Below are 22,715 nucleotides of genomic sequence, written 5' to 3'. Positions count from 1 at the left end.
AACTCTCCTATAAGTTATATGCTTTTAACAGTTTTTCGTGAATATTCTGAATAGCTTCCGGTTTTTCTGTCTTCGGCGCTCTCGGATCCAGCAGCCATGTCTTGGCATAGTGGGTATCCGTTACCTTGAACATCGGCGGCTCCTCCAGAGTATCAATCTTCAGACAGTACTGGTTACGCGGTGCAAACGGGTCTCCGATAATCTTATTGTACAGAGACGGCGGCGTACCGGTAATGGAAAACAGCTTTGTATTCCGCTCCGCAAGCTGCGGCAGGGAAGAAAGCAGCGCCCAGGTGTACGGATGGCGCGGATCGTAGAACAGCTCTTCTACGTTCGCAAACTCGATGATCTGTCCTGCGTACAGAACGGCAACACGGTCTGCGATATTCGCTACGACACCAAGGTCGTGGGTAATAAACACGATGGTGTAGTTGTACTCTTTCTGAAGATCCTTGATCAGCTTCAGGATCTGTGCCTGAATCGTAACGTCCAGCGCAGTTGTCGGCTCATCGCAGATGAGGATCTTCGGACGGCAGGAAAGTGCAATCGCAATAACGATACGCTGTCTCATACCGCCGGAATACTGGAACGGATAATCATCGAAACGCTGCTCTGCGTTCGGAATACCAACCTTTTCCATCAGCTCAAGCGCCTGTGCTCTTGCTTCCACCTCGCTGACATTCTGATGCTTCATGATAACAGACGTAATCTGTTTTCCGATTGTGATGATCGGGTTCAGGGAAGTCATCGGATCCTGGAATACGGTTGCAATTTTCTTACCGCGGATCTGGCCCCAGTCATTCGGATCCTGGATTTTTGCCAGGTTAATGATACAGGTTCCATGAAGCCGCTCCGGTGTCTCATCCAGATAGCGTACACGGAAAGTTGCCTGGTCGAAAACGCTGTTCCGTTTCTGCTCGTCATTCAGATCCACACCGCGTTCCATCGCAGCTTTGAATGCCTCGTGCAGCTTCTTGATCATGCGAACCTTTTTACGCAGTTTATAACGTCCGACAGAAAGATAGATCTCTTTGGCAAGAATCTCGTTTCTCTTTCTCGTCTCGTCCGTAATTTCTTTTGCTGTCAGGCCGGCGTACTCTTTTTTGTACTCTGCCATTTTTGCCTCATACGCCTGATTGTATGCCGTATCGTTCATGGCAGCCTGTTTGTGAGCCTTGATTTTTTCCTCTTTTGCTTTCTGCAGAGCCTTAATCTCTCCATCCAGTCTGGAAATCTCCGCGGATGTCTCTTTGACTTTCGCTTTTTCTTTGGAAGTATCGAGTGTCTGCTTATAGTTGAAAAGTTCGGTTCTCTTTATTACAAGTTCCTTGATTTCAGCCTCTGCTTTCTCGCGCTCTTCCTCGCTCAGCGTCATTTTTTCTTCTTTTTCCTGCTCCAGCGCCTTCATTTTCAGAAATACTTCTGAACCATATTCCAGTTTGGAATACTCGTTCAGTTTTTCCAGGGTAGAAGCGATGGTCTTTTTCGCATAAGAATTCAGCGGAACAACCGTATCACTCAGTTCGTCATCATTGAAAATGATATCTCCCTGATCGATGAAACCGTTGCTGTCCAGCATACCCGCAAACGCTTTCGTGAATACGGATTTACCGGCACCGGATTCTCCTACGATAGCAATGGACTCATTCTCGTAAATATCCAGCGTTACGCCCCGGATTGCCGTCAGGATACGGCCGCGGACACGGAATTTTACCTGTAAGTCCTTAATCGATAATAATACTTTTTTATCTTCCATGCGGCTTTCCTTCCTACATATGTGTTCTCGGGTCGGACGCATCTCCAAGGTTCTGTCCAACTACATATAATACTACGGTGATGATTGAAGCGACAACAACCGGACTCCAGAATTCGAATCCCCATCCCGGTGTCAGCATGGCGCCCTCAGCCTCATAGATCAGTCTTCCCAGAGACATGTCAGAAAGTCCCATACCGATGTAAGCCAGGAACACCTCGTAAGAGATGTAGGACGGAATCTCAGTTGCCGCCAGAGTAACAATGACAGATGTCATAAACGGGAGAATATTCTTCATCGCAATGCGGAAAATCGAAGTTCCAAGACATTTTGATGCCAGATTATACTCTCTGTCACGGATGATAACGACCTGCGTACGGATAAAGTACGCGATGGCAAGCCATCCGGTAACGGTCAGTGCAAATACCATGGTCCAGAAGCTCGGAGAAAAAATAAGCACCAGGACGGAGATCAGAAGTACATACGGAATATTTCCGATGATGTTGTAAACCTCCATCATGAAGACATCAACCTTCTTCGAAAATCCCCAGACAGATCCGACAATCACACCAATCGAAAGGTTGATGAGCGCACAGATAAACGCCAGGGAAACTGAAATTCTGGAACCAAACCAGACAGCGTCAAATGTCGACTGTCCGGAAGCACCGGATCCTAAAATCCAGTGAATATTGAATCCAAGCTGCTGCAATGCTTTGCTTGGAGACAGATGTTTTGTCGCGCCGTTCATCAGATTGGCGAAACGGTCGTACTCCACAAAGAGCGGATACACATACGTCATCAGCAGAATCACACCCAGGAGGCAAAGTACGGCAATATTGATTTTTTTCTTAAAAAATACGCGGAACACGGAATGCCAGTAGGAATATCTCGGAGCCGTAATTTTCTCAGACTCCAGAGAGCTGTTATCTACAGGAGAAAACAGTTCTTCCTCAGACAGACCGAATTTATCTAAATCATAATTCATAAGTCCCTACCTGTCTTTCGTTGAGAATGAGATTCGCGGATCCACCATGGACATCAAAACGTCGCCCAGGATGATGGAAATCACGGAGAGCACTGCGTAGAACAGTGTAACGCCTACGATAACACCATTATCATATTTGCTGATTGCTTCGGTCAGCAGATTACCGGCACCAGGTACTACGTACACACGCTCGGTGATGATGGCGCCGGTCAGTGCGAACAGTACGCTCGCCGGAACACCCTGCACGATCGGAATCGCTGCGTTCTTCAAAATGTGTTTCGTAAAGATTTCTCCCTCTGTCAGTCCACCGGATCTTGCGAATTTTACGTAATCGGAGTTCATCTGGTCGATCATGTATCGACGCAGCCATTTCATCAGGTTTGCCACCTGCGGCAGTGCCAGGGAAACGATCGGCAGAATATACATCAGCTTGCTCTTCGAATCCATGTCAAAGGTGGTCGGCAGACCCATTTTTCCTCCGATTGCCTTAAACAGGAAAATATAGGCCAGTGAAGGTACTGCTATAATGAATACAATATAGATGGTTCCAAGCTGGTCAACCAGTTTGTCTTTCTTTCTCGCCATCAGAATGCCAAGCGGCACTGCGATGAGATAGGAAAGAATTACGGCAATGATACCGATTACAAAGGAATAGCCGATTTTTGATTTACCACTCTTAACTGTATCCACGTTGGTATAGTCATCTGTGAACCGATCGGAATGAACAGCGCTTGCATCCTGAGATTCGCTCATATACGTTGCGCTGTGCAGATCGTCTGCACTGTATTCCACCAGACCGCTTGGGTAGGTAATCTCCGATTTTACGTAGGATCCCTGCGCGCGGGTCATGGTCAGTGCTACATCCACACCCTCATTTACGGAATAGGACTTTCCTAAATTTATGGTGATTATATTCTGATGGAAGTATGGGAATTTTGAGTCAAAGTACATCAAGTACTTGTGTGTTGTGCCATTTCCCATGATGGCCGGTGAAAATTTCTTTCCCCCATATACCGGATCGTGTAAGGTAAATGTAATCCCCCTCTTACCTTCTACCTTTGCAGCATCGTGAATGCTGTCGATGTCAATCAAACCGGAAAAATATTTTCCGAGACGCGTTGCAAGCGGAATATCCCTGTATGCAAACAGCTGCTGCTGTCCGCCGTTGGCATATTTTTTCTTACCCATCATGATCGCATCGTATCTTCTTACGGTGTAACCTTTTGCTTTATAATAAGCTGTAAATTTTTTTACATATTCAGATACCAGTTCTGAATCCTGGTCTTTCGTTCTTCCGAATGCTACTGCTTTGGATCTCGTATCCTCGTCAATTTCGCCTTTTGCTTTGAGAGCGTTCAAATAATCTGCATAGGTTACATAATCAAGATATCCGTATGTCTCCCACTTCTGATATTTGTACACCTTTTTCTGGTTATTGCTCTGATGGGAATAGGTGGCGTCCTGTGCGAAAATCAGATTTCGGTCCATCAGAGAATAAATCATAGTCATAACGCATCCAACAACGATTACTACGGAAACAAGGCCATGCAACAAACGCTTAAAAAGATATTTTGTCATATTCTCTCATTCCTTAACACAATATGACAGGGGAATGGCTTTTTTTGTTCCCATCCCCCTGCCGGTTTATTCATTGGCTTTCAACTGTTCTGATCTTTCCAATTTTACCTTTTCCAAAATTAGAAGATACCGAAACATTTGGTCATGTATCCTTCGTAGTCCGGAAGCATGGTATCCAGGTAAGAGCACGGATCACCAAAGTCCGGACCCCATCCGGAGACATCGTATACGTCGTAGTTTGCTTCATAACCATAGTTTGCATAGTATCCTGCATAGTACCATCCATCCAGGTCTACGGCATCAACCAGATTGATCACAACTTTTCCGCCAAGGGCAGCCTCTACTGATTTCTTGTAGGAGTTTGCTTTGTTGGTGTAAACTTCTACTGCAGACGGATATGGATATTCCATCTGGATCGGGTTGCTCTCATCGATGGTGATGCCCTCTTCTGCGAGCTCCTCGATTGCGGTATTCAGTTCTTCTACTGCGTTTTCCGGATTGTACCATCCATCAAAGCCATCGCTGGTCTTGTTTTCGGCATCCCATACTTTGATCTTCACGCCGTCGGCGTCGATCTGTTTCTGTACGATTTCACCATAGTAGGTGCCTGCCGGGAAGGTTGTGTCGGTTCCGTTGATCTGAATGGTAGTGTCTTTTGACAGGCTTACGAAATATCCCGGGGTAAAGGTATTTCTAAGGGAAGTATACTTCAGATCCTCGCCAACCTGCTGTGCATTGTAAGCGCCACGATCTGCTGCAAAGCTGATCGCTCTTCTGAAGTGAACGTTCTGCAGTGCTTTGTTCGTTCTCTGGATTTCTTCGTCAGACTTTGTACTCTTTGCTGTTGTTCCGTCGTTGGCATTTGCAGTCGCAGTACGGTTGATATTGTAGAATGCCATGAAGGAAGTAGCATCGGTATCTGAAACTACTGCGTACTGGTCGTACAGACCTTCGGATTTTGCTGTCTCCATAGTGGAGGTGTTCAGGTTTACATAGTCAACGGTACCTGCTTTTGCATCTGTGTACATTTTGGTAACATCAGACTGGTCATTGAACAGCCAGGTCAGGGTTTTAATGTTTACGTTGTCTTTGTTCCAGTAAGAATCGCTCAGTTTAAATACGATGGTATTTTTCGCTGTAGCGTTGGTTACCAGGTACGGTCCGCAGTATGCGATCGAGTTGGAATCTTTTCCGTACTGATAATCTGCTGCGGAGGAATCGTACTCAGCACCAAATTTACCGCCCTGGGACTGATAGTAGCTTCTGCTCATCGGCATGAAGATGGTGTAGCCAAGCATGGTCATGAAGTAGCTGCATGGCTCTTCCAGTGTGTACTCTACGGTATAGTCATCAACAGCTTTTACACCAACCTCGTCGAAATCGGTAACTTCACGGCTGATGTACTGGGATACGTTTTTGATCACGCCCTGTACCAGGTATTCCAGACCGCCCTGTGCATCACACATGTGCTGCATTCCAGCCACGAAGTCATCTGCTTTTACAGTATCCACTTCACGTCCCTGGGAATCGGTCCATTTTACATCTTTACGAAGGTGGAAGGTATAGGTCAGTCCGTCATCGGATACTTCATAGGATTCTGCCAGTGCCGGCTGCAGAGTTCCCTCTACATCGTACTCCATCAGTCCGTCATAGGTATTGATGATCGCATCGGTATCTGCCGCACGGGAAGTTGCAAGTCCGTCCCATGTTACCGGATCACTCGCATACGGCATGGAGAAGCTGTCTTTTAAGGTGTAACCTTTTCCTGCCAGATATTCTTTTACCCAGCTCTCATAGGTTCCTGTTCCTTTGAGCTCATCCCATTTTGCTCTCATCTCGTTGTAATCTTCTGCTTTGATAAAGTCAGTTGTTACAACATACTGATGATAACGGTCTTTATCGCTTCCCCAAAGGGTATAGTCCTTGGTGCGCGGAGCCATTCTGTACATCGCGTACGTACCACCTCTTGAGGTGAGCGGGTACATCATGGCGGACTCCATCAGTTTTCCCTCGGCAACTGCCATCAGGGCATATCTCTCATCCACCGTTTCTGCTTCCTTTGCAGTAGCAAGTGCATCGTTGAAATCGCCCAGTGCCTCGTTATAGAGCTCTGTGCTGGTCTCGTCGTATCCTTCCGGCATTTCGGACTCCTCTGCCTCGGCTTCGCTCTCACTGCTTGCAGATGCGCTTGCATCGCTTTCGGAAGATGCGCTGCTGCTTACGCTTACACTCTCATCCGCCGGATCAGAACTTCCGCTGCCGGAATTTCCACAGGCAACCAGGCTTGCAGTCATACTCATAACAAGTAATGCGCTTACAATTTTTCTTTTCATAATTTCTTCCTAACTCCTTTCATGGATTCGCGTTGTTTTTGCATCATCCGGACATTTGCCGGAACGGCTTCGCCATTCCACCGTTTTTCATTTTGGCACTTTACCACATCAAAACGAATAGTACAAAAAGGAGATGCGTCCAACAAGATTTGTTTTCTTCATCCCTCATGCCCGTACATTTGTCCGTTTGTCCAAAAACAACTGGGTTCATTATAACCAGAACTCGCTCTGTTTGTCAATATCCGATGCAGGAGAAAAGTGTATAAACTGCATTTAAAGTCATCAAAATCCTCTATTTTCCTCTTTTTGGGTATTGTTCTGATGCTGTTTTTCTATTTTCCTGTATTCTTCGGTTTTATAATAAAAAAAGATTACACAAATAATTGTTTCTTTCCATTTGCGTTCTGCAGCACTGTCTTTTTGTATTTGTTTCAGATTTTGCTCCGGGAAAGAATCCTGCCGGACGAAAAAACAGACTTCTGAAAATCACATTTCTTCTTATCTAAAAGCGTCATACTGTTTTTTACTTTCGTTTTTTACTTTCGTTTCCTTCTTTTACAAAGCAAAGCCTTCCATGAAGACCGCTCACACCGAAATCACTTTCTTGTTACTGTTCACTCCGTTCTCAGTAACACGCTTCGCGATGCACAGAATTTATGCTAACCGCATAAATTCGCGCTGTATGTCTCGGGATTTTGACATATTCATGCCAAAACGCCTCGCGGGATAGTAGCGTGTGAACAGTAACACTTTCTTACTTTTTGTCTTCGACAGTCTCCGGACTATTGACAGCAAAAAAAAATCCTGCTAATATTAATTTTAATAAGGAACCAGTGCAGTACACGGAAAACAGGCACCGCACGCGGCGTCTCTGATATCCTTGTCGGATACAGCAGACGCTTTTTTGCTTTCTTGTGTATCATCACTTCTGCATCCGTATCCGCACGAAAAGAAAAAGGAGACTTCTTTTATGTATCTTTATAATTCTGCAACCCATAAAAAAGCTGAATTCCAGACACACACACCGGGCCGTGTAGAAATGTACACCTGCGGACCTACCGTTTATCATTTTGCGCACATTGGAAACCTGCGCAGTTATATTATGGAGGATGTCCTGGAAAAGGCACTCCGCTATGAAGGCTACGACGTCAACCGTGTCATGAACATCACCGATGTCGGCCATTTAAGCTCCGATGCGGACACCGGCGAGGACAAGATGGTCAAAGGTGCAAAGCGCGAGCACAAAACAGTCATGGAAATCGCACAGTATTACACCGATGCATTCTTTGCGGATTGCAAAAAGCTGAACATCAAGCGCCCGGATGTCGTACAGCCGGCAACGGGATGCATTGACGAATATATCAGAATCATTGAAAAACTGATGGACACCGGCTACGCTTACTTTGCCGGCGGAAATGTTTACTTTGACACCAGCCGTCTCGACCACTACTACGTATTCAACGATCACGACGAGGATGACCTCGCGGTCGGTGTACGTGAGGGCGTAGAGGAAGATACAAACAAACGCAACAAAAATGATTTCGTTCTCTGGTTTACGAAATCCAAATTTGAGAACCAGGCCTTGAAATGGGATTCCCCGTGGGGCGTCGGTTATCCGGGATGGCACATCGAGTGCTCCGGTATCTCCATGAAATACAATGGCGAATACCTTGACCTGCACTGCGGCGGCGTAGACAATGCATTCCCGCACCACACCAACGAGATTGCGCAGTCCGAAAGCTACCTCGGCCACGCCTGGTGCCCGCAGTGGTTCCATGTACATCACCTGAATACATCGACTGGAAAGATGTCGAAATCGAAAGGTGAGTTTTTAACCGTTTCTCTTCTTGAGGAAAAAGGTTATGATCCTCTCGTCTACCGTTTCTTCTGCCTCCAGTCCCATTACCGTAAGGCGCTTGTCTTCACCTGGGAAAACCTGGACAACGCCAAAATTGCCTACGACAAGCTGATCGCCCGCATCGCCGCTTTAGACCCGAAAGACGGACCGGCCGAGGAAGCTTCTATGACTGCTTTAAAAGAGAAATTCCAGAAAGCGCTCGATGCCGACCTCAACACCTCGCTTGCCATCACAACGCTGTACGATGTGTTAAAAGCAGACATGCATGATGCTGCAAAGCTGGCGCTTCTCGACAGTTTCGATCAGGTACTCGGTCTTTCCCTTCTCGCTCATGCAGATGCGAAGAGAAAAGAGGCTGCAAAGACAACTTCTGCTTCCACCGCGTCCGGCTATCAGATTACCGGCGAAGGAGATCCGGAAATTGATGCTCTTGTTCTGAAACGATATGAGGCCAAGAAAGCCAAAAACTTTGCAGAAGCAGATAAGATCCGTGACGATCTGAAAGCACAGGGCATTGAAGTTGCCGATGTACGCGGCGGAGCCGTCTGGAAACGAATCTGAAAATCTTTTCGTAACCATACATTACAGGCAAAGAGAACTGTCCCAGGGCAGTTCTCTTTTTTGTGCCGTTCTTTACCCAAAGGAAGTCAAACAGCAGTAACTTCTGCCGTTCTTGACAAGAAAAGGCGGTACCTCTGTTTTCGGGCACCGCCTTTTTCTGTCACTTTTTGATTTTCTTTGATTCTCTTTATTTAATGATACGAACCTTTAATACACCATCAACTGCTTCGAGGGCTTTTACTATCTCCTCGGTTGCTTCGCTTTCCAGATCCATCATCGTGTAAGCGTAATCGCCTTTACCTTTGTTTGTCATATCGCTGATGTTGACATCCGCATTACCCATAACGGTTGTGAAGGCTCCCAGCATACCTGGGATATTCTTGTGGCAGATCGTCACACGGCCTGCGCCTGTGCATACGCCCATGCTGCAGTTCGGGAAGTTGACGGAGTTTTTGATGTTTCCGTTCTCAAGGAAATCACGGATTTCCTTGACTGCCATCACAGCACAATTGTCCTCGGATTCTTTGGTGGATGCTCCAAGGTGCGGGGTAACGATCGTTCCCTCTGCATCGACTACCTTCGGATTTGCAAAGTCGGTCACATATTTCTTCATTTTTCCGGCCTTTAAAGCCGCGAGAACAGCATCCTCGTCAACGAGAAGGTCTCTTGCATAGTTCAGAAGAACCACGCCGTCTTTCATCTCATCGATTGCTGCTTTGTTGATCATACCTTTCGTGCTGTCCAAAAGCGGCACATGGATGGTGATATAATCACAGGTGCGATAGATATCTTCCACATTCTGGATGTGATGGATGTCGCGGGACAGGTTCCATGCTGCATCGACGGAGATGTATGGATCATATCCGTATACTTCCATGCCAAGGTGCGTCGCTGCATTTGCTACAAGCTGTCCGATGGCACCAAGGCCGATGATACCGAGTTTCTTTCCGCTGATCTCACAGCCGGCAAATTTCTTTTTCTGTTTTTCTGCTGTCTTTGCAATGTCGCCGTCTTCTTTGTCGCTCTTCACCCACTCAATACCGCCTGCGATATCGCGGGATGCAAGCAGCATGCCGGCAAGCACCAGCTCTTTGACGCCATTTGCATTGGCTCCCGGTGTGTTGAATACAACGATACCCTGCTCTGCGCAGTCGGCAAGCGGAATGTTGTTGACACCGGCTCCTGCTCTTGCTACGGCAAGAAGACTTTTCGGCAGCTCCATACCGTGCATGGCTGCACTTCTGACGAGAACCGCATCGGCTCCCTCCAGGCTTTCACTCTGCTGATAGTTTTCATTAAAATTTGCAAGGCCTACGCCTGCAATCGGATTTAAGCAATGATACTGAAACATTAGAGATTTTCCTCCTCGAACTTTTTCATGAAGGCTACGAGTGCTTCTACGCCTTCCTTCGGCATTGCATTGTAGATACTTGCACGCATACCGCCGACGGTACGGTGACCTTTCAGGTTCTCAAGTCCGGCTTCTTTGGACTCTTTGACGAATTTTGCATCCAGATCTGCATTTCCGGTGATAAACGGAACGTTCATCAGAGAACGGTCTTCCGGTACAACGGTTCCTTTGAAGAGCTTGCTCTGATCCAGGAAATCATACAGCAGTTTTGCTTTTTCTTCGTTGCGCTGTTTCATGACTTCCAGTCCGCCCATTTTCTTCAGCCATTTGAACACTTTGCCGCACATGTAGATGCAGTAGCAGTTCGGCGTGTTATACAGAGAGCCGGCATCTGCATGCGTTTTAAATTTCATCATGGTCGGTGTTCCCGGCAGGACATCGTCGGTAATCAGATCGTCACGGACAATGGAGATGACCATTCCGGCAGGTCCGATGTTTTTCTGGACACCGCCGTAGATGATGCCGTAATCGGAGACATTAACAGGTTCGGAGAGGAAACAGGAGGAGACATCTGCCACCAGGGTTTTGCCCTTGGTATTCGGCAGTTTTTTGTATTTGGTTCCGTAAATGGTGTTGTTTTCACAGATATAAACATAATCGGCATCCGGGCTGATCGGAAGATCGCTGCAGTCCGGGATGTAGGAAAATGTTTTATCCTCAGAGGAGGCAATTTTGTTTGCCTTTCCGTATTTCTGTGCTTCTGCGTATGCTTTCTTTGCCCACTGGCCTGTTACGATGTAATCTGCGACACCGTTTTTCATCAGGTTCATCGGGATCATGGAAAACTGCAGCGATGCACCGCCCTGGAGAAACAGGACTTTGTAATTTGACGGGATTCCCATCAGATCGCGAAGGTCTGCTTCTGCCTCATCGATAATATTCTGGAATACTTTGGAACGGTGGCTCATCTCCATGACGGACATGCCGCATCCGCGGTAATCCAGCATTTCCTCCTGGGCTTCTTTCAACACTTCCTCTGGCAGAACTGCCGGTCCTGCGGAAAAATTATAAACTCTGCTCATTTTTCATCCTCCTGTTTCTCTTGCTACTTTATATTACTGGAAAACCACCGTTCCTATGCCGGTGGTTTTCCTTGTAATCGTTTGTACCTGTATTGCAGTTTTTCTTACAAGTCTGCAATTCATATGGTAATACGGTATTACTTTACCACGTTGAAACTATGATACCTCTTTGTTAGAAATATGTCAATTCTTTTCTTGTTCCTTTTTTGCCAGATCCTCTGCATCGAAGACATCCTCGATCGGTGCTCCGGCCGGAACCATCGGGAATACTTTTTCATCGCAGTCGATCCATACGTCGATCAGTGCCGGTTTTCCGCTCGCAATCGCCTCACGGATGGCAGGTCCCATTTCCTCTTTCTTCGTCACACGGATGCCCTTTACGCCGAGCGCCTCAGCAACCTTGACAAAGTCCGCCTGATCCTGCAGAACAGTGTTGGAATACCGTTTTCCATAGAACAGTGTCTGCCACTGGCGTACCATACCGAGTACATGGTTGTTGACAACGACTTCGATCACCGGAATGTTATGTCTCGAAAGGGTTGCCAGTTCGTTCATATTCATGCGGAAGCAGCCGTCGCCTGCGATGTTGATAACGGTTTTGTCCGGGCGTCCCATTTTGGCACCCATGGCAGCTCCAAGACCGAATCCCATGGTTCCAAGACCGCCGGAGGTTAAAAGGGTTCTCGGGCTCGTATACCGATAATACTGCGCCGCCCACATCTGATGCTGTCCGACATCGGTCGTGATGACAGCCTGGCCGTCGGTTGCCTTATAGATCTCCTCGATCACGAACGGTCCGGTAAGGCCTTCTTCATGCTTTAACGGGAATTTTTCTTTCATTGCCTCGATTTCGGCAATCCACTCGTCATGATGCATCGGCTCCAGCTTCGCATTCAGGCGTTTTAAGACTTCTTTGACGTCTCCGATGATGCTCGACTCGACAACAACATTCTTGTTGATTTCTGCCGCATCTACATCGATCTGAACGATTTTTGCATTGTTTGCAAATTTTGCGGCGTTTCCGGTGACACGATCGGAAAATCTTGCACCGAGCACGATCAGCAGGTCGCACTTCGTCACGCCATAGTTCGATGTTTTTGTTCCGTGCATACCGAGCATGCCGGTGTACAGCTTATCGGTTCCCGGGAAAGCGCCTTTTCCCATCAGGGTATCGCAGACCGGCGCCTGTATATGGTGTGCCAGTTCACGCACTTCCTCGGCCGCACCTGAGATGATGCTGCCGCCGCCCACGAAAATATACGGTTTTTTCGACTCCCGAATCAGAGATACAACGTGATCCAGTCCTTCTTCTGTGATTTTTTCGATAGACGGTGCGATTGCTTCCGGTGTCTTTGGCTCATATTCATACGTTGCCGCCGTGACATCTTTCGTGATATCCACCAGAACCGGGCCCGGTCTTCCGCTCTTTGCAATCGAAAACGCACGGCGCAGCGTGTCTGCGAGAACCGTGATATCTTTTACAATCACGCTGTATTTTGTGATCGGCATCGCAACGCCTGCAATGTCAATCTCCTGAAAGCTGTCTTTTCCAAGCAGTGCCTTTCCTACGTTGCAGGTGATGGCTACCATCGGGGTGGAATCCATGTAGGCAGTTGCAATTCCAGTGACAAGATTTGTCGCACCAGGGCCGCTTGTTGCCATACATACGCCTGTTTTTCCGGTCGCACGCGCATACCCGTCTGCCGCATGGGCAGCACCCTGCTCGTGGGAGGTCAGGATGTGGTGGATTTCCGGATGACGGTAAAGCTCATCATAGATATTCAAAATCGTTCCCCCCGGATAGCCGAACACGGTGTCCACGCCCTGCTCCTTCAGGCACTCAATAACAATCTGTGATCCAGTTAATTCCATGTCTGTATGATTCCTTCCTTATCTTTTGGCTTTGTGTATGAAATCAGCCATCCGATGAAAATGCACGTTCGGACGGCTGATATGATTTTTTTCTATTAGAACTCCAGAATGGCTCCCTTATTTGCGCTGGAAACCATCTTTGCGTAGCGTTTCAGATAGCCTGTGGTTACTTTCGGCTCTCTCGGAGTCCATGCAGCTTTTCTGCGTGCCAGCTCTTCATCCGATACGGCAAGCTCCAGCTTGTGCTCTGGAATATTGATGCGGATCAGGTCGCCTTCCTCAACGAGCGCGATCGGACCGCCTTCTGCTGCCTCAGGGCTGACATGACCGATGGATGCACCGCGGGATGCGCCGGAGAAACGGCCGTCTGTAATCAGAGCTACGGAAGAGCCAAGTCCCATACCTGCAATCGCAGAGGTCGGATTCAGCATCTCACGCATACCAGGGCCTCCCTTTGGTCCCTCATAACGGATGACAACAACGTCGCCTGCCACAATCTTGCCGCCGCGGATTGCCTCGATGGCATCCTCCTCACAGTCGAAGACTCTGGCCGGTCCTTCGTGAACCTGCATCTCCGGTACAACGGCAGAACGTTTGACGACTGCGGTATCCGGTGCCAGGTTTCCTTTCAGGACAGCAATACCGCCGGTCTTGCTGTATGGATTTTCTACCGGACGGATGATCTCCGGGTTTTTGTTGACACAGCCTTTGATATTCTCGCCAACGGTCTTTCCGGTTGCGGTCATGCACTCGGTGTGCAGAAGTCCCAGTTTATTCAGCTCGTTCATAACGGCATAAACACCGCCGGCCTCGTTCAGCTCCTCAATGTAGTGGTATCCTGCCGGAGCCAGATGGCAGAGGTTCGGGGTCTTCTCACTGATGGCATTTGCCATCTCCGGATTCAGCTCTACGCCTGCCTCATGCGCGATGGCCGGCAGATGCAGCATACTGTTGGTGGAACATCCAAGTGCCATATCGACGGTCAACGCATTTAAGAATGCTTCTTTTGTCATAATGTCTCTTGGACGGATATTCTGTTTTAACAGCTCCATAACCTGCATACCGGCTCTCTTGGCCAGGCGCAGACGCTCGGAATATACGGCCGGAATCGTTCCGTTTCCTTTCAAGCCCATGCCGAGAACCTCGGTCAGACAGTTCATGCTGTTTGCCGTGTACATACCGGAGCAGGAACCGCAGGTCGGGCATGCATTGCACTCAAAATCATAAACATCTTCCTCTGTCATAGTTCCGGCTGCGTAGGATCCAACCGCCTCGAACATGCTGGAAAGACTTCTCTTCTCACCTTTTACATGGCCGGCAAGCATCGGACCGCCGCTGACAAATACGGTCGGAACATTGACTCTTGCTGCTGCCATCAAAAGGCCAGGTACGTTCTTATCACAGTTCGGGATACATACCAGTGCATCAAACTGGTGAGCCATTGCCATACACTCGGTGGAATCGGCGATCAGGTCACGGGTAACGAGGGAATATTTCATTCCGATGTGGCCCATGGCAATACCGTCACAGACTGCAATGGCCGGGAACACGATCGGTGTTCCGCCTGCCATGGCAACGCCCATTTTTACAGCTTCTGTAATTTTATCCAGGTTCATATGACCCGGTACGATCTCATTGTAGGAGCTTACAATTCCTACGAGCGGTTTTTTCATTTCTTCTTCGGTCAGACCCAGCGCACGCATCAGAGAACGCTGTGGCGCCTGTGCGATTCCTTTTTTTACAGCATCACTTCTCATGATTTTTTCCTCTTTTCTTATCTTACAGTTTTATGCCAGTGCTTTTACCAGCAGATCTCCCATTTCGGATGTAGATACCTGGGTACATCCCTCAGACATAATGTCTACGGTGCGGTATCCGTCTTTTAAAATTTTCTGTACAGCATTTTCGACTGCCTCTGCCTCCTGATCGAGATCCAGGGAATAGCGGAGCATCATGGCTGCGGACAGAACCGTTGCAATCGGGTTTGCGATGTTCTTTCCTGCGATGTCCGGTGCAGAGCCGTGGCTTGGCTCGTACAGACCAAATTTTGTCTCGTTCAGGCTGGCGGAAGAAAGCATTCCGATCGAGCCTGCTACCATACTTGCCTCATCGGAAAGAATATCTCCGAACATGTTCTCGGTCAGAACGACGTCAAACTGGCACGGATTGTGGACGATCTGCATCGCACAGTTGTCGACCAGCATATGCTCTAAGGTAACTTCCGGGTAATCTTTTGCAACATCCTCTACCACGGATCTCCACAGACGGGAGGAATCGAGAACGTTTGCTTTATCTACGCTCGTTACTTTTTTCTTTCTCTTCATGGCGATGTCGAATGCACGGATTGCAATGCGGCGGATTTCGGTCTCGCTGTAGGTCAGCGTATCGGTTGCTTTCCGGATGCCGTTTTCTTCTACAGTGCTGCGCTCTCCAAAGTACAGGCCGCCAGTCAGCTCACGCATAATCAGCATGTCGAAGCCCTCGCCGATGATCTCTTCTTTTAACGGGCAGGCATCCTTCAATTCCTGATACAGGTAAGCCGGACGCAGGTTTGCAAACAGGCCTAACGATTTCCGGATTTTTAAGAGTCCTGCCTCCGGGCGCTTGTCCGGGCTTAATTTGTACCATGAGGATGTTTTTGCATCTCCTCCGATGGATCCCATCAGGACAGCGTCGCATTTCTTTGCTTCTTCTATGGTTTCATCTGTCAGCGGCACGCCGTGCACATCAATGGAGGCTCCGCCCAGCAGAAGGTTGGTATATTCAAACTTATGTCCATATTTCTCGCAGACAGCGTCCAGAACTTTTTTTGCTTCCTTTACAATTTCCGGTCCGATTCCGTCACCGTGAATTAATCCAATACGGTATTCCATATCTTTCTCCCTCTTTTCTTCCGGCTGAAAAACCGTTCTATTTTCTCTGCGTCTATAGCATTTCTAAATTATACGCCATTTTTCCGGTAATTTCAACACGAAATTTCTTTGCATCGGACGAAACGCAATAATCTTTTTGCTTTTTTTCCATTTAGAAGAAAAATACGCGGCATTTTTCCCCGTTTTCGCCGTGTTCCGCCGAAGAAGTTTCGGGGGCGAAAAAAACGCAGGCATTCGTTCTTTTTGAATACCTGCGTTTTTCCTGGCTTTTCGCCGTGTGAAATTATTTTTTCTTTTCTGTTTTCTCTTCAACGACTGCTGTCTCCGGTTTTTCAACCTCTGTGATGGCTGTTTTGCGCATCGGGATACGGCAGTTTTTGTTGTTTCCGAACTCTACGATGACATCGTCGTCTGTGATATCGATGACTACGCCGTAGAAACCGCTTGTTGTGATGACTGCATCGCCGACTGCGAGGTCATTCAGCATTGCCTGCAGTTTTTTCTGCTCTTTCTTCTGCGGGCGGATCATTAAGAAATACATCATACCGAACATGATGACCAGCCACATAATTAACATACCAGTGCTCATCACACCGCTGTTTGCTGCTGTTGTTGTTGCTAAAAACATTTTCTTTCCTCCTGTTATTCGAGAGTACATCCCGTTCTTTCGACACACCTATCATAATACACAATCTGGAACCGATGGGCAAGTCTTTTTCGGATATTTTCCAAAGATTTCATACTTTCCCGATTACTTTTTGTCGTATTCCTCAAATCCTGCGAGTTTTGCCCGTTTGTAGGAAGCAAAATTGCCCTCGTCCAGTGCAGTCCGGATTTCTGTCATCATATTGTTGTAGAAATACAGGTTGTGCAGAACACAGAGCCGCATGCCGAGCATCTCTTTTGCTTTCAGCAGATGACGGATGTAGGCTCTGCTGTAGTGACGGCACGCCGGGCACTGGCAGCCTTCCTCGATCGGGCGCGGATCCAGCTCGTATTTCTGGTTGAACAGATTCATTTTTCCATGGTTTGTGTAAACGTGGCCGTGGCGTCCGTTCCGGCTCGGATATACGCAGTCGAAGAAATCGATGCCGCGCTCTACGCCCTCGAGGATATTTGCCGGCGTTCCAACGCCCATCAGATACGTCGGTTTGTCTTTCGGCAGGTACGGAACGACTTCGTCGAGAATATGGTACATCTCCTCGTGGCTCTCTCCTACTGCCAGGCCGCCGACCGCATAGCCATCGAGATCCATCTCGGAAATCCGTTTTGCATGGTCAATGCGGATATCCTCATAAATCGCACCCTGGTTGATTCCGAACAGAAGCTGATGTTTGTTGATCGTGTCTTCCCGCTGGTTCAGCTCCTGCATCTTATTTTTGCATCGCTGCAGCCATCTCGCCGTGCGGTCGACAGAGTTTTGCACATAACGGCGCTCTGCCACACTAGACGGGCACTCGTCGAAAGCCATCGCGATGGTTGAAGCCAGGTTGGACTGGATCTGCATACTCTCCTCCGGTCCCATAAAGATCTTTCTTCCATCTACGTGCGAGTGGAAATAGACACCCTCCTCCTTGATTTTCCGAAGGCCTGCCAGAGAAAACACCTGGAATCCGCCGGAATCGGTCAGGATCGGTTTGTCCCAGACCATGAATTTGTGGAGTCCGCCCATCTTCTTTACGACTTCATCTCCCGGGCGCACATGGAGGTGATACGTATTGGAAAGTTCTACCTGCGTGCCGATCTGCTGGAGATCTTCGGTGGAAACAGCTCCCTTGATTGCTGCTGCAGTTCCGACATTCATGAATACCGGCGTCTCGATATTGCCGTGCACGGTTTCCATATGGGCGCGCTTCGCTCTTCCTTCCATTTTCAGAATTTTATACATAACGCTTTTCATCCTTTCTCAATGATCCCTGCCTCCTGTTTTCATGCAGGGCATACTATTTTTAGTATACAGGCAAAATCTGTTTTTGACAATGCCTGAATTTTCTTTTTTCTCTCTTTTTTCTTTCCCGCTTTCTCCATTTTTCACAAGGACTTTATACTTTTTTCATAAGACATCGCCTTTTTTCCAATTGTATTTCCTTATTTTTTGTCGTATAATGTGTTGAGATTGTTTCTTATTATAAAAGGAGTTTGATTCATGACTGATAAAAAATATACTCTTGGAATCGACATCGGTTCCACTACTGTTAAAATTGCGATCCTCGACGAAGAGAACCAGCTTCTCTTTGCCGATTACGAGCGCCATTTTGCAAACATCCAGGAAACACTTGCCCATCTGCTCGGGGAAGCCCACGAAAAACTGGGCGAACTGACCCTGCAGCCGGTCATCACCGGTTCCGGCGGACTCGCGCTTGCCAACCATCTTGGCATTCCATTCACGCAGGAGGTTATCGCAGTTTCCACATCGTTAAAAGCGCTGGCTCCGCAGACCGACGTTGCCATCGAGCTCGGCGGCGAGGATGCCAAAATCATCTATTTTGAAGGCGGCAATGTCGAACAGCGTATGAACGGTATCTGCGCCGGCGGTACCGGTTCGTTCATCGACCAGATGGCTTCTCTTCTGCAGACCGATGCAACCGGCCTGAATGAGTATGCGAAACATTACCAGGCCATCTACCCGATCGCTGCCCGCTGCGGTGTATTCGCAAAAACGGATATCCAGCCGCTCATCAACGACGGTGCAACAAAAGAGGATCTTGCCGCTTCTATTTTCCAGGCAGTCGTCAACCAGACCATTTCCGGTCTTGCCTGCGGTAAACCAATCCGCGGCCACGTTGCCTTCCTTGGCGGCCCGCTGCACTTCCTCTCGGAATTAAAGACAGCGTTCGTCCGTACCTTAAAGCTGGATGACGAGCACGCGATCGTGCCGAACAACTCTCATCTGTTTGCAGCCATCGGTTCTGCAATGAATGCAGAGGGAAAGACCGAGGTTTCTCTTCTCGCGCTGAAAAAACGGCTCGAAGAAAAAGTAGCCATCGATTTTGAGGTTGCCCGTCTCGAACCGCTGTTTAAAGACCAGGAGGAGTACGATGCATTCCTGGCCCGCCAGAGCGTCAACAATGTTGTAACGGCTGATCTTTCCACTTACGAAGGAAACTGCTATCTCGGAATCGATGCCGGTTCCACAACCACAAAAGCTGCACTCGTTGGTGAGGATGGCGCTCTTCTGTATTCCTTCTACAGCAACAACCACGGAAATCCGCTCGGCACCTCGATCCGCGCGATCCAGGAAATCTACTCCAAACTGCCGGATTCCGCACAGATCGCCTGGTCCTGTTCCACCGGTTACGGCGAAGCACTCATCAAAGCTGCGCTGATGCTGGACGAGGGTGAGGTTGAAACGATTTCTCATTACTATGCCGCAGCATTCTTCGATCCGGAAGTCGACTGTATTCTCGACATCGGCGGTCAGGATATGAAATGTATCAAGATCAAAAACGGCACTGTAGACAGCGTACAGCTCAATGAAGCATGTTCCTCCGGCTGCGGTTCCTTTATCGAAACCTTCGCGCAGTCCCTGAACTACAGTGTACAGGATTTTGCACACGAAGCACTGTTCGCAAAACACCCGATCGATCTTGGTACCCGCTGTACCGTATTTATGAATTCCAAGGTAAAACAGGCACAGAAAGAAGGCGCATCCGTTGCTGATATTTCCGCCGGACTTGCCTGCTCCGTCATCAAAAACGCATTATATAAGGTAATTAAAGTTTCCGATGCCACCGAGCTGGGACGCCACATCGTTGTACAGGGCGGTACGTTCTACAACGATGCCGTTCTTCGAAGCTTTGAGCGGATCGCCAACTGCGAAGCCATCCGCCCGGACATCGCCGGCATTATGGGTGCGTTCGGTGCGGCGCTGATCGCAAGAGAGCGCTATTCGGCAGATCAGGAGACTACGATGCTCTCCATCGAAAAGATCAATGAACTGAAATACTCGACTACGATGGCAAACTGCAAGGGCTGTACGAACAGCTGCCGTCTGACCATCAACAAATTCTCCGGCGGCCGTCAGTACATCAGCGGAAACCGCTGCGAGCGCGGTATCGGAAAAGAGAAAAACAAGGATCATATTCCGAACCTGTTCGAATACAAATACAAACGAATCTTCGGCTACCAGCCGCTGCCGCAGGATGAAGCAATCCGCGGAGAGGTCGGCATTCCGAGAGTCCTCAATATGTTCGAGAACTATCCGTTCTGGTACACCTTCTTCACGCAGCTGAAATACCGCGTGGTACTCTCCCCGACTTCAAGCCGCAAGATTTATGAGCTCGGCATCGAATCGATCCCGAGTGAATCCGAGTGTTACCCGGCGAAACTGGCTCACGGCCATGTGACCTGGCTCTTACGCCACGGCGTAAAATTCATCTTCTATCCGTGTATCCCGTACGAGCGTACCGAGTTCCCGGAGGCCATCAACCACTATAACTGCCCGATCGTTACTTCCTACGCGGAGAACATCAAAAACAACGTGGATGAGCTCCAGGACGACTCCATCACATTCCGCAATCCGTTCCTCGCATTTACGAGTGAAAAGGTTCTCGCCGACGGCCTGGCAAAAGAATTTTCCGGCCTGCCGGAGGATGAGGTCCGCGCCGCTGTCCATGCCGGATGGGAGGAGCTCGCCGCTGCAAGACGTGATATGCAGAAAAAAGGGGAAGAGACGCTGCAGTATATGAAAGAAACCGGCCGCAGAGGTATCGTGCTTGCCGGAAGACCGTACCACATCGATCCGGAAATTCATCATGGTATTCCGGATATGATTAACTCCTACGGTCTGTGCGTTTTAACAGAGGACTCTGTTTCCCATCTTGCACCGCTCGAGCGCCCGCTTCGTGTCAATGACCAGTGGATGTATCACACCCGTCTGTATGCGGCTGCAAACTACGTAAAGACACGCGATGATCTTGACCTGATCCAGCTGAACTCGTTCGGCTGCGGTCTGGATGCCGTTACAACCGATCAGGTTTACGAAATTCTGACCAGAAGCGGTAAAATTTATACCTGCCTGAAGATCGATGAGGTCAACAACCTCGGCGCTGCCAGAATCCGTGTCCGTTCTCTGCTCGCCGCTCTGCGTGCACATGACCGCAAACAGGCGGTACGTGAAATTGTTCCATCCTCGATCCAGAAGCCGGTCTTCACAAAAGAGATGCGCAAAGATTACACGATCCTCTGCCCGCAGATGTCACCGATCCACTTCTCGATTCTGCAGCCTGCATTCAATGCTGCCGGATACCATCTGGAAGTGCTTCCAAATGACAACAAAGAGGCGGTTGATGTCGGCCTGAAATACGTAAATAACGATGCCTGCTATCCGTCTCTGATGGTAGTCGGACAGATTATGCAGGCTCTGCTCTCCGGCAAGTATGACCTGAATAAAGTAGCCGTCATCATGAGCCAGACCGGCGGCGGCTGCCGTGCATCAAACTATATCGGATTTATTCGCCGTGCACTGGAGAAGGCCGATATGACGCAGATTCCGGTCATCTCGATTAACTTAAGCGGTCTGGAAGAAAATCCGGGCTTTAAGATTACACCGGATCTTGCGATTCGTCTCTGCTATGCAGCGGAGTTCGGTGATATCATGATGAAATGTATCTACCGGATGCGTCCTTATGAGCAGAAGAAGGGAACGACAGACCGGATTCACAAAAAATGGGAGAAAATCTGTATTGATTTCATTTCTTCCAAACACCTGAGCCATACCCGGTTTAAACAGATCTGCCGCACGATGATCCGCGACTTTGACCATATTCCGATTACGAACGAGAAAAAACCGCGTGTCGGTATTGTCGGCGAGATTCTGGTTAAGTTCCTTCCGGCGGCCAATAACCATCTGGCGGAGCTTCTCGAAAGCGAAGGCGCCGAGCCGGTTGTGCCGGATCTGATCGATTTCTTCTGCTATTGCTTCTACAATACGAATTTCAAGGTAGAGCACCTTGGATTCAAGAAGAGCTCTTCGATGCTCGGAAATACGGGCATTAAGCTGATCAACTGGCTGCGGAGCGCGGCAGTTGCAGAGTTCAAGAAGAGCGAACACTTTGATCCGCCGGCTGATGTACGGGATCTGGCGAAGTATGCTTCTCCGATTGTTTCCTGCGGTAACCAGACAGGTGAGGGATGGTTCCTGACAGGCGAGATGATGGAGCTGATTCACAGCGACGTTTACAATATCGTCTGCATCCAGCCGTTTGCGTGCCTGCCGAATCATATTGTCGGTAAAGGTGTTATTAAGGCGATCCGCAAGGAGTATCCGAAGGCAAATATCGTGGCCGTTGACTACGATCCAGGCGCTTCGGAGGTGAACCAGCTGAACCGTATTAAGCTGATGCTTTCTACCGCAAATAAGAATCTGAAACAGGAATCTGGCGGAGAGAAAGACGCATAAGAAGTTACATACTGATTTTTCTATTCCGATATTTAAAAAAGCTCCTGTCCGGAAAACAGTTTTTTCTGT

At 48.5% G+C, this 22,715-nt stretch carries 13 protein-coding genes; 2 read left to right on the top strand and 11 right to left on the bottom strand.

The window, feature by feature from the left end; translation table 11 throughout:
- Window positions 1–7: 7 nt before the first annotated feature.
- From oppD to DWZ44_RS05645, 4 genes are all read right to left on the bottom strand, one after another.
- A complete protein-coding gene (oppD, locus tag DWZ44_RS05660; RefSeq protein WP_117509189.1) occupies window positions 8–1,756 on the bottom strand; it encodes an oligopeptide ABC transporter ATP-binding protein OppD in 1,749 nt (582 codons plus the stop codon).
- Between the two features lie 13 nt (window positions 1,757–1,769).
- On the bottom strand, window positions 1,770–2,738 hold the full coding sequence (locus DWZ44_RS05655) for an ABC transporter permease (RefSeq protein ID WP_022461048.1): 969 nt from the start codon (window positions 2,736–2,738) through the stop codon (window positions 1,770–1,772).
- 6 nt (window positions 2,739–2,744) lie between these two features.
- Complete coding sequence (locus DWZ44_RS05650; RefSeq protein WP_117509190.1) at window positions 2,745–4,316, bottom strand: ABC transporter permease; 1,572 nt, start codon at window positions 4,314–4,316, stop codon at window positions 2,745–2,747.
- A 119-nt stretch (window positions 4,317–4,435) separates the two neighbouring features.
- Entirely contained in the window at window positions 4,436–6,649 is a 2,214-nt protein-coding gene (locus DWZ44_RS05645) for an ABC transporter substrate-binding protein (RefSeq protein WP_117804401.1), read from the bottom strand.
- 970 nt (window positions 6,650–7,619) lie between these two features.
- On the opposite strand from DWZ44_RS05645, the gene cysS reads away from it, so the two are divergent.
- Window positions 7,620–9,068: a cysteine--tRNA ligase gene (cysS, locus tag DWZ44_RS05640; RefSeq protein WP_117804400.1), complete on the top strand. Its 1,449-nt coding sequence runs from the start codon at window positions 7,620–7,622 to the stop codon at window positions 9,066–9,068.
- Window positions 9,069–9,255: 187 nt separating this feature from the next.
- Here cysS and DWZ44_RS05635 read toward each other — a convergent pair whose 3' ends face one another.
- The 7 genes from DWZ44_RS05635 to tgt form a co-directional block, all read right to left on the bottom strand.
- Window positions 9,256–10,419 carry a phosphoglycerate dehydrogenase gene (locus DWZ44_RS05635; RefSeq protein ID WP_117804399.1) on the bottom strand — a complete coding sequence of 388 codons (1,164 nt, stop codon included), beginning with the start codon at window positions 10,417–10,419 and terminating at the stop codon, window positions 9,256–9,258.
- Window positions 10,419–11,501 carry a 3-phosphoserine/phosphohydroxythreonine transaminase gene (gene serC, locus DWZ44_RS05630; RefSeq protein ID WP_117804398.1) on the bottom strand — a complete coding sequence of 361 codons (1,083 nt, stop codon included), beginning with the start codon at window positions 11,499–11,501 and terminating at the stop codon, window positions 10,419–10,421. Before serC ends, DWZ44_RS05635 begins: the two co-directional genes overlap by 1 nt.
- Window positions 11,502–11,684: 183 nt before the next feature.
- A complete protein-coding gene (ilvB, locus tag DWZ44_RS05625; protein WP_117804397.1) occupies window positions 11,685–13,373 on the bottom strand; it encodes a biosynthetic-type acetolactate synthase large subunit in 1,689 nt (562 codons plus the stop codon).
- A gap of 95 nt (window positions 13,374–13,468) precedes the next feature.
- Window positions 13,469–15,130, bottom strand: coding sequence for a dihydroxy-acid dehydratase (gene ilvD / locus DWZ44_RS05620; protein WP_117801682.1), 1,662 nt, complete (start codon window positions 15,128–15,130; stop codon window positions 13,469–13,471).
- Window positions 15,131–15,160: 30 nt separating this feature from the next.
- Window positions 15,161–16,246, bottom strand: coding sequence for a 3-isopropylmalate dehydrogenase (gene leuB, locus DWZ44_RS05615; RefSeq protein ID WP_117804396.1), 1,086 nt, complete (start codon window positions 16,244–16,246; stop codon window positions 15,161–15,163).
- A gap of 283 nt (window positions 16,247–16,529) precedes the next feature.
- Entirely contained in the window at window positions 16,530–16,874 is a 345-nt protein-coding gene (gene yajC, locus DWZ44_RS05605) for a preprotein translocase subunit YajC (protein ID WP_117509198.1), read from the bottom strand.
- Between the two features lie 123 nt (window positions 16,875–16,997).
- Window positions 16,998–18,134, bottom strand: coding sequence for a tRNA guanosine(34) transglycosylase Tgt (tgt, locus tag DWZ44_RS05600; protein WP_117804425.1), 1,137 nt, complete (start codon window positions 18,132–18,134; stop codon window positions 16,998–17,000).
- Between the two features lie 258 nt (window positions 18,135–18,392).
- Between tgt and DWZ44_RS05595 the strand changes: the two genes are divergently transcribed.
- Complete coding sequence (locus DWZ44_RS05595) at window positions 18,393–22,646, top strand: 2-hydroxyacyl-CoA dehydratase (protein ID WP_117804394.1); 4,254 nt, start codon at window positions 18,393–18,395, stop codon at window positions 22,644–22,646.
- Window positions 22,647–22,715 lie beyond the last annotated feature (69 nt).

Source organism: Blautia sp. AF32-4BH (assembly GCF_003460565.1).
Classification (GTDB): domain Bacteria; phylum Bacillota; class Clostridia; order Lachnospirales; family Lachnospiraceae; genus Fusicatenibacter; species Fusicatenibacter saccharivorans.
The sequence above is the reverse complement of the archived record's forward strand: the minus strand, read 5'-3'. Positions and strand labels throughout refer to the sequence as shown.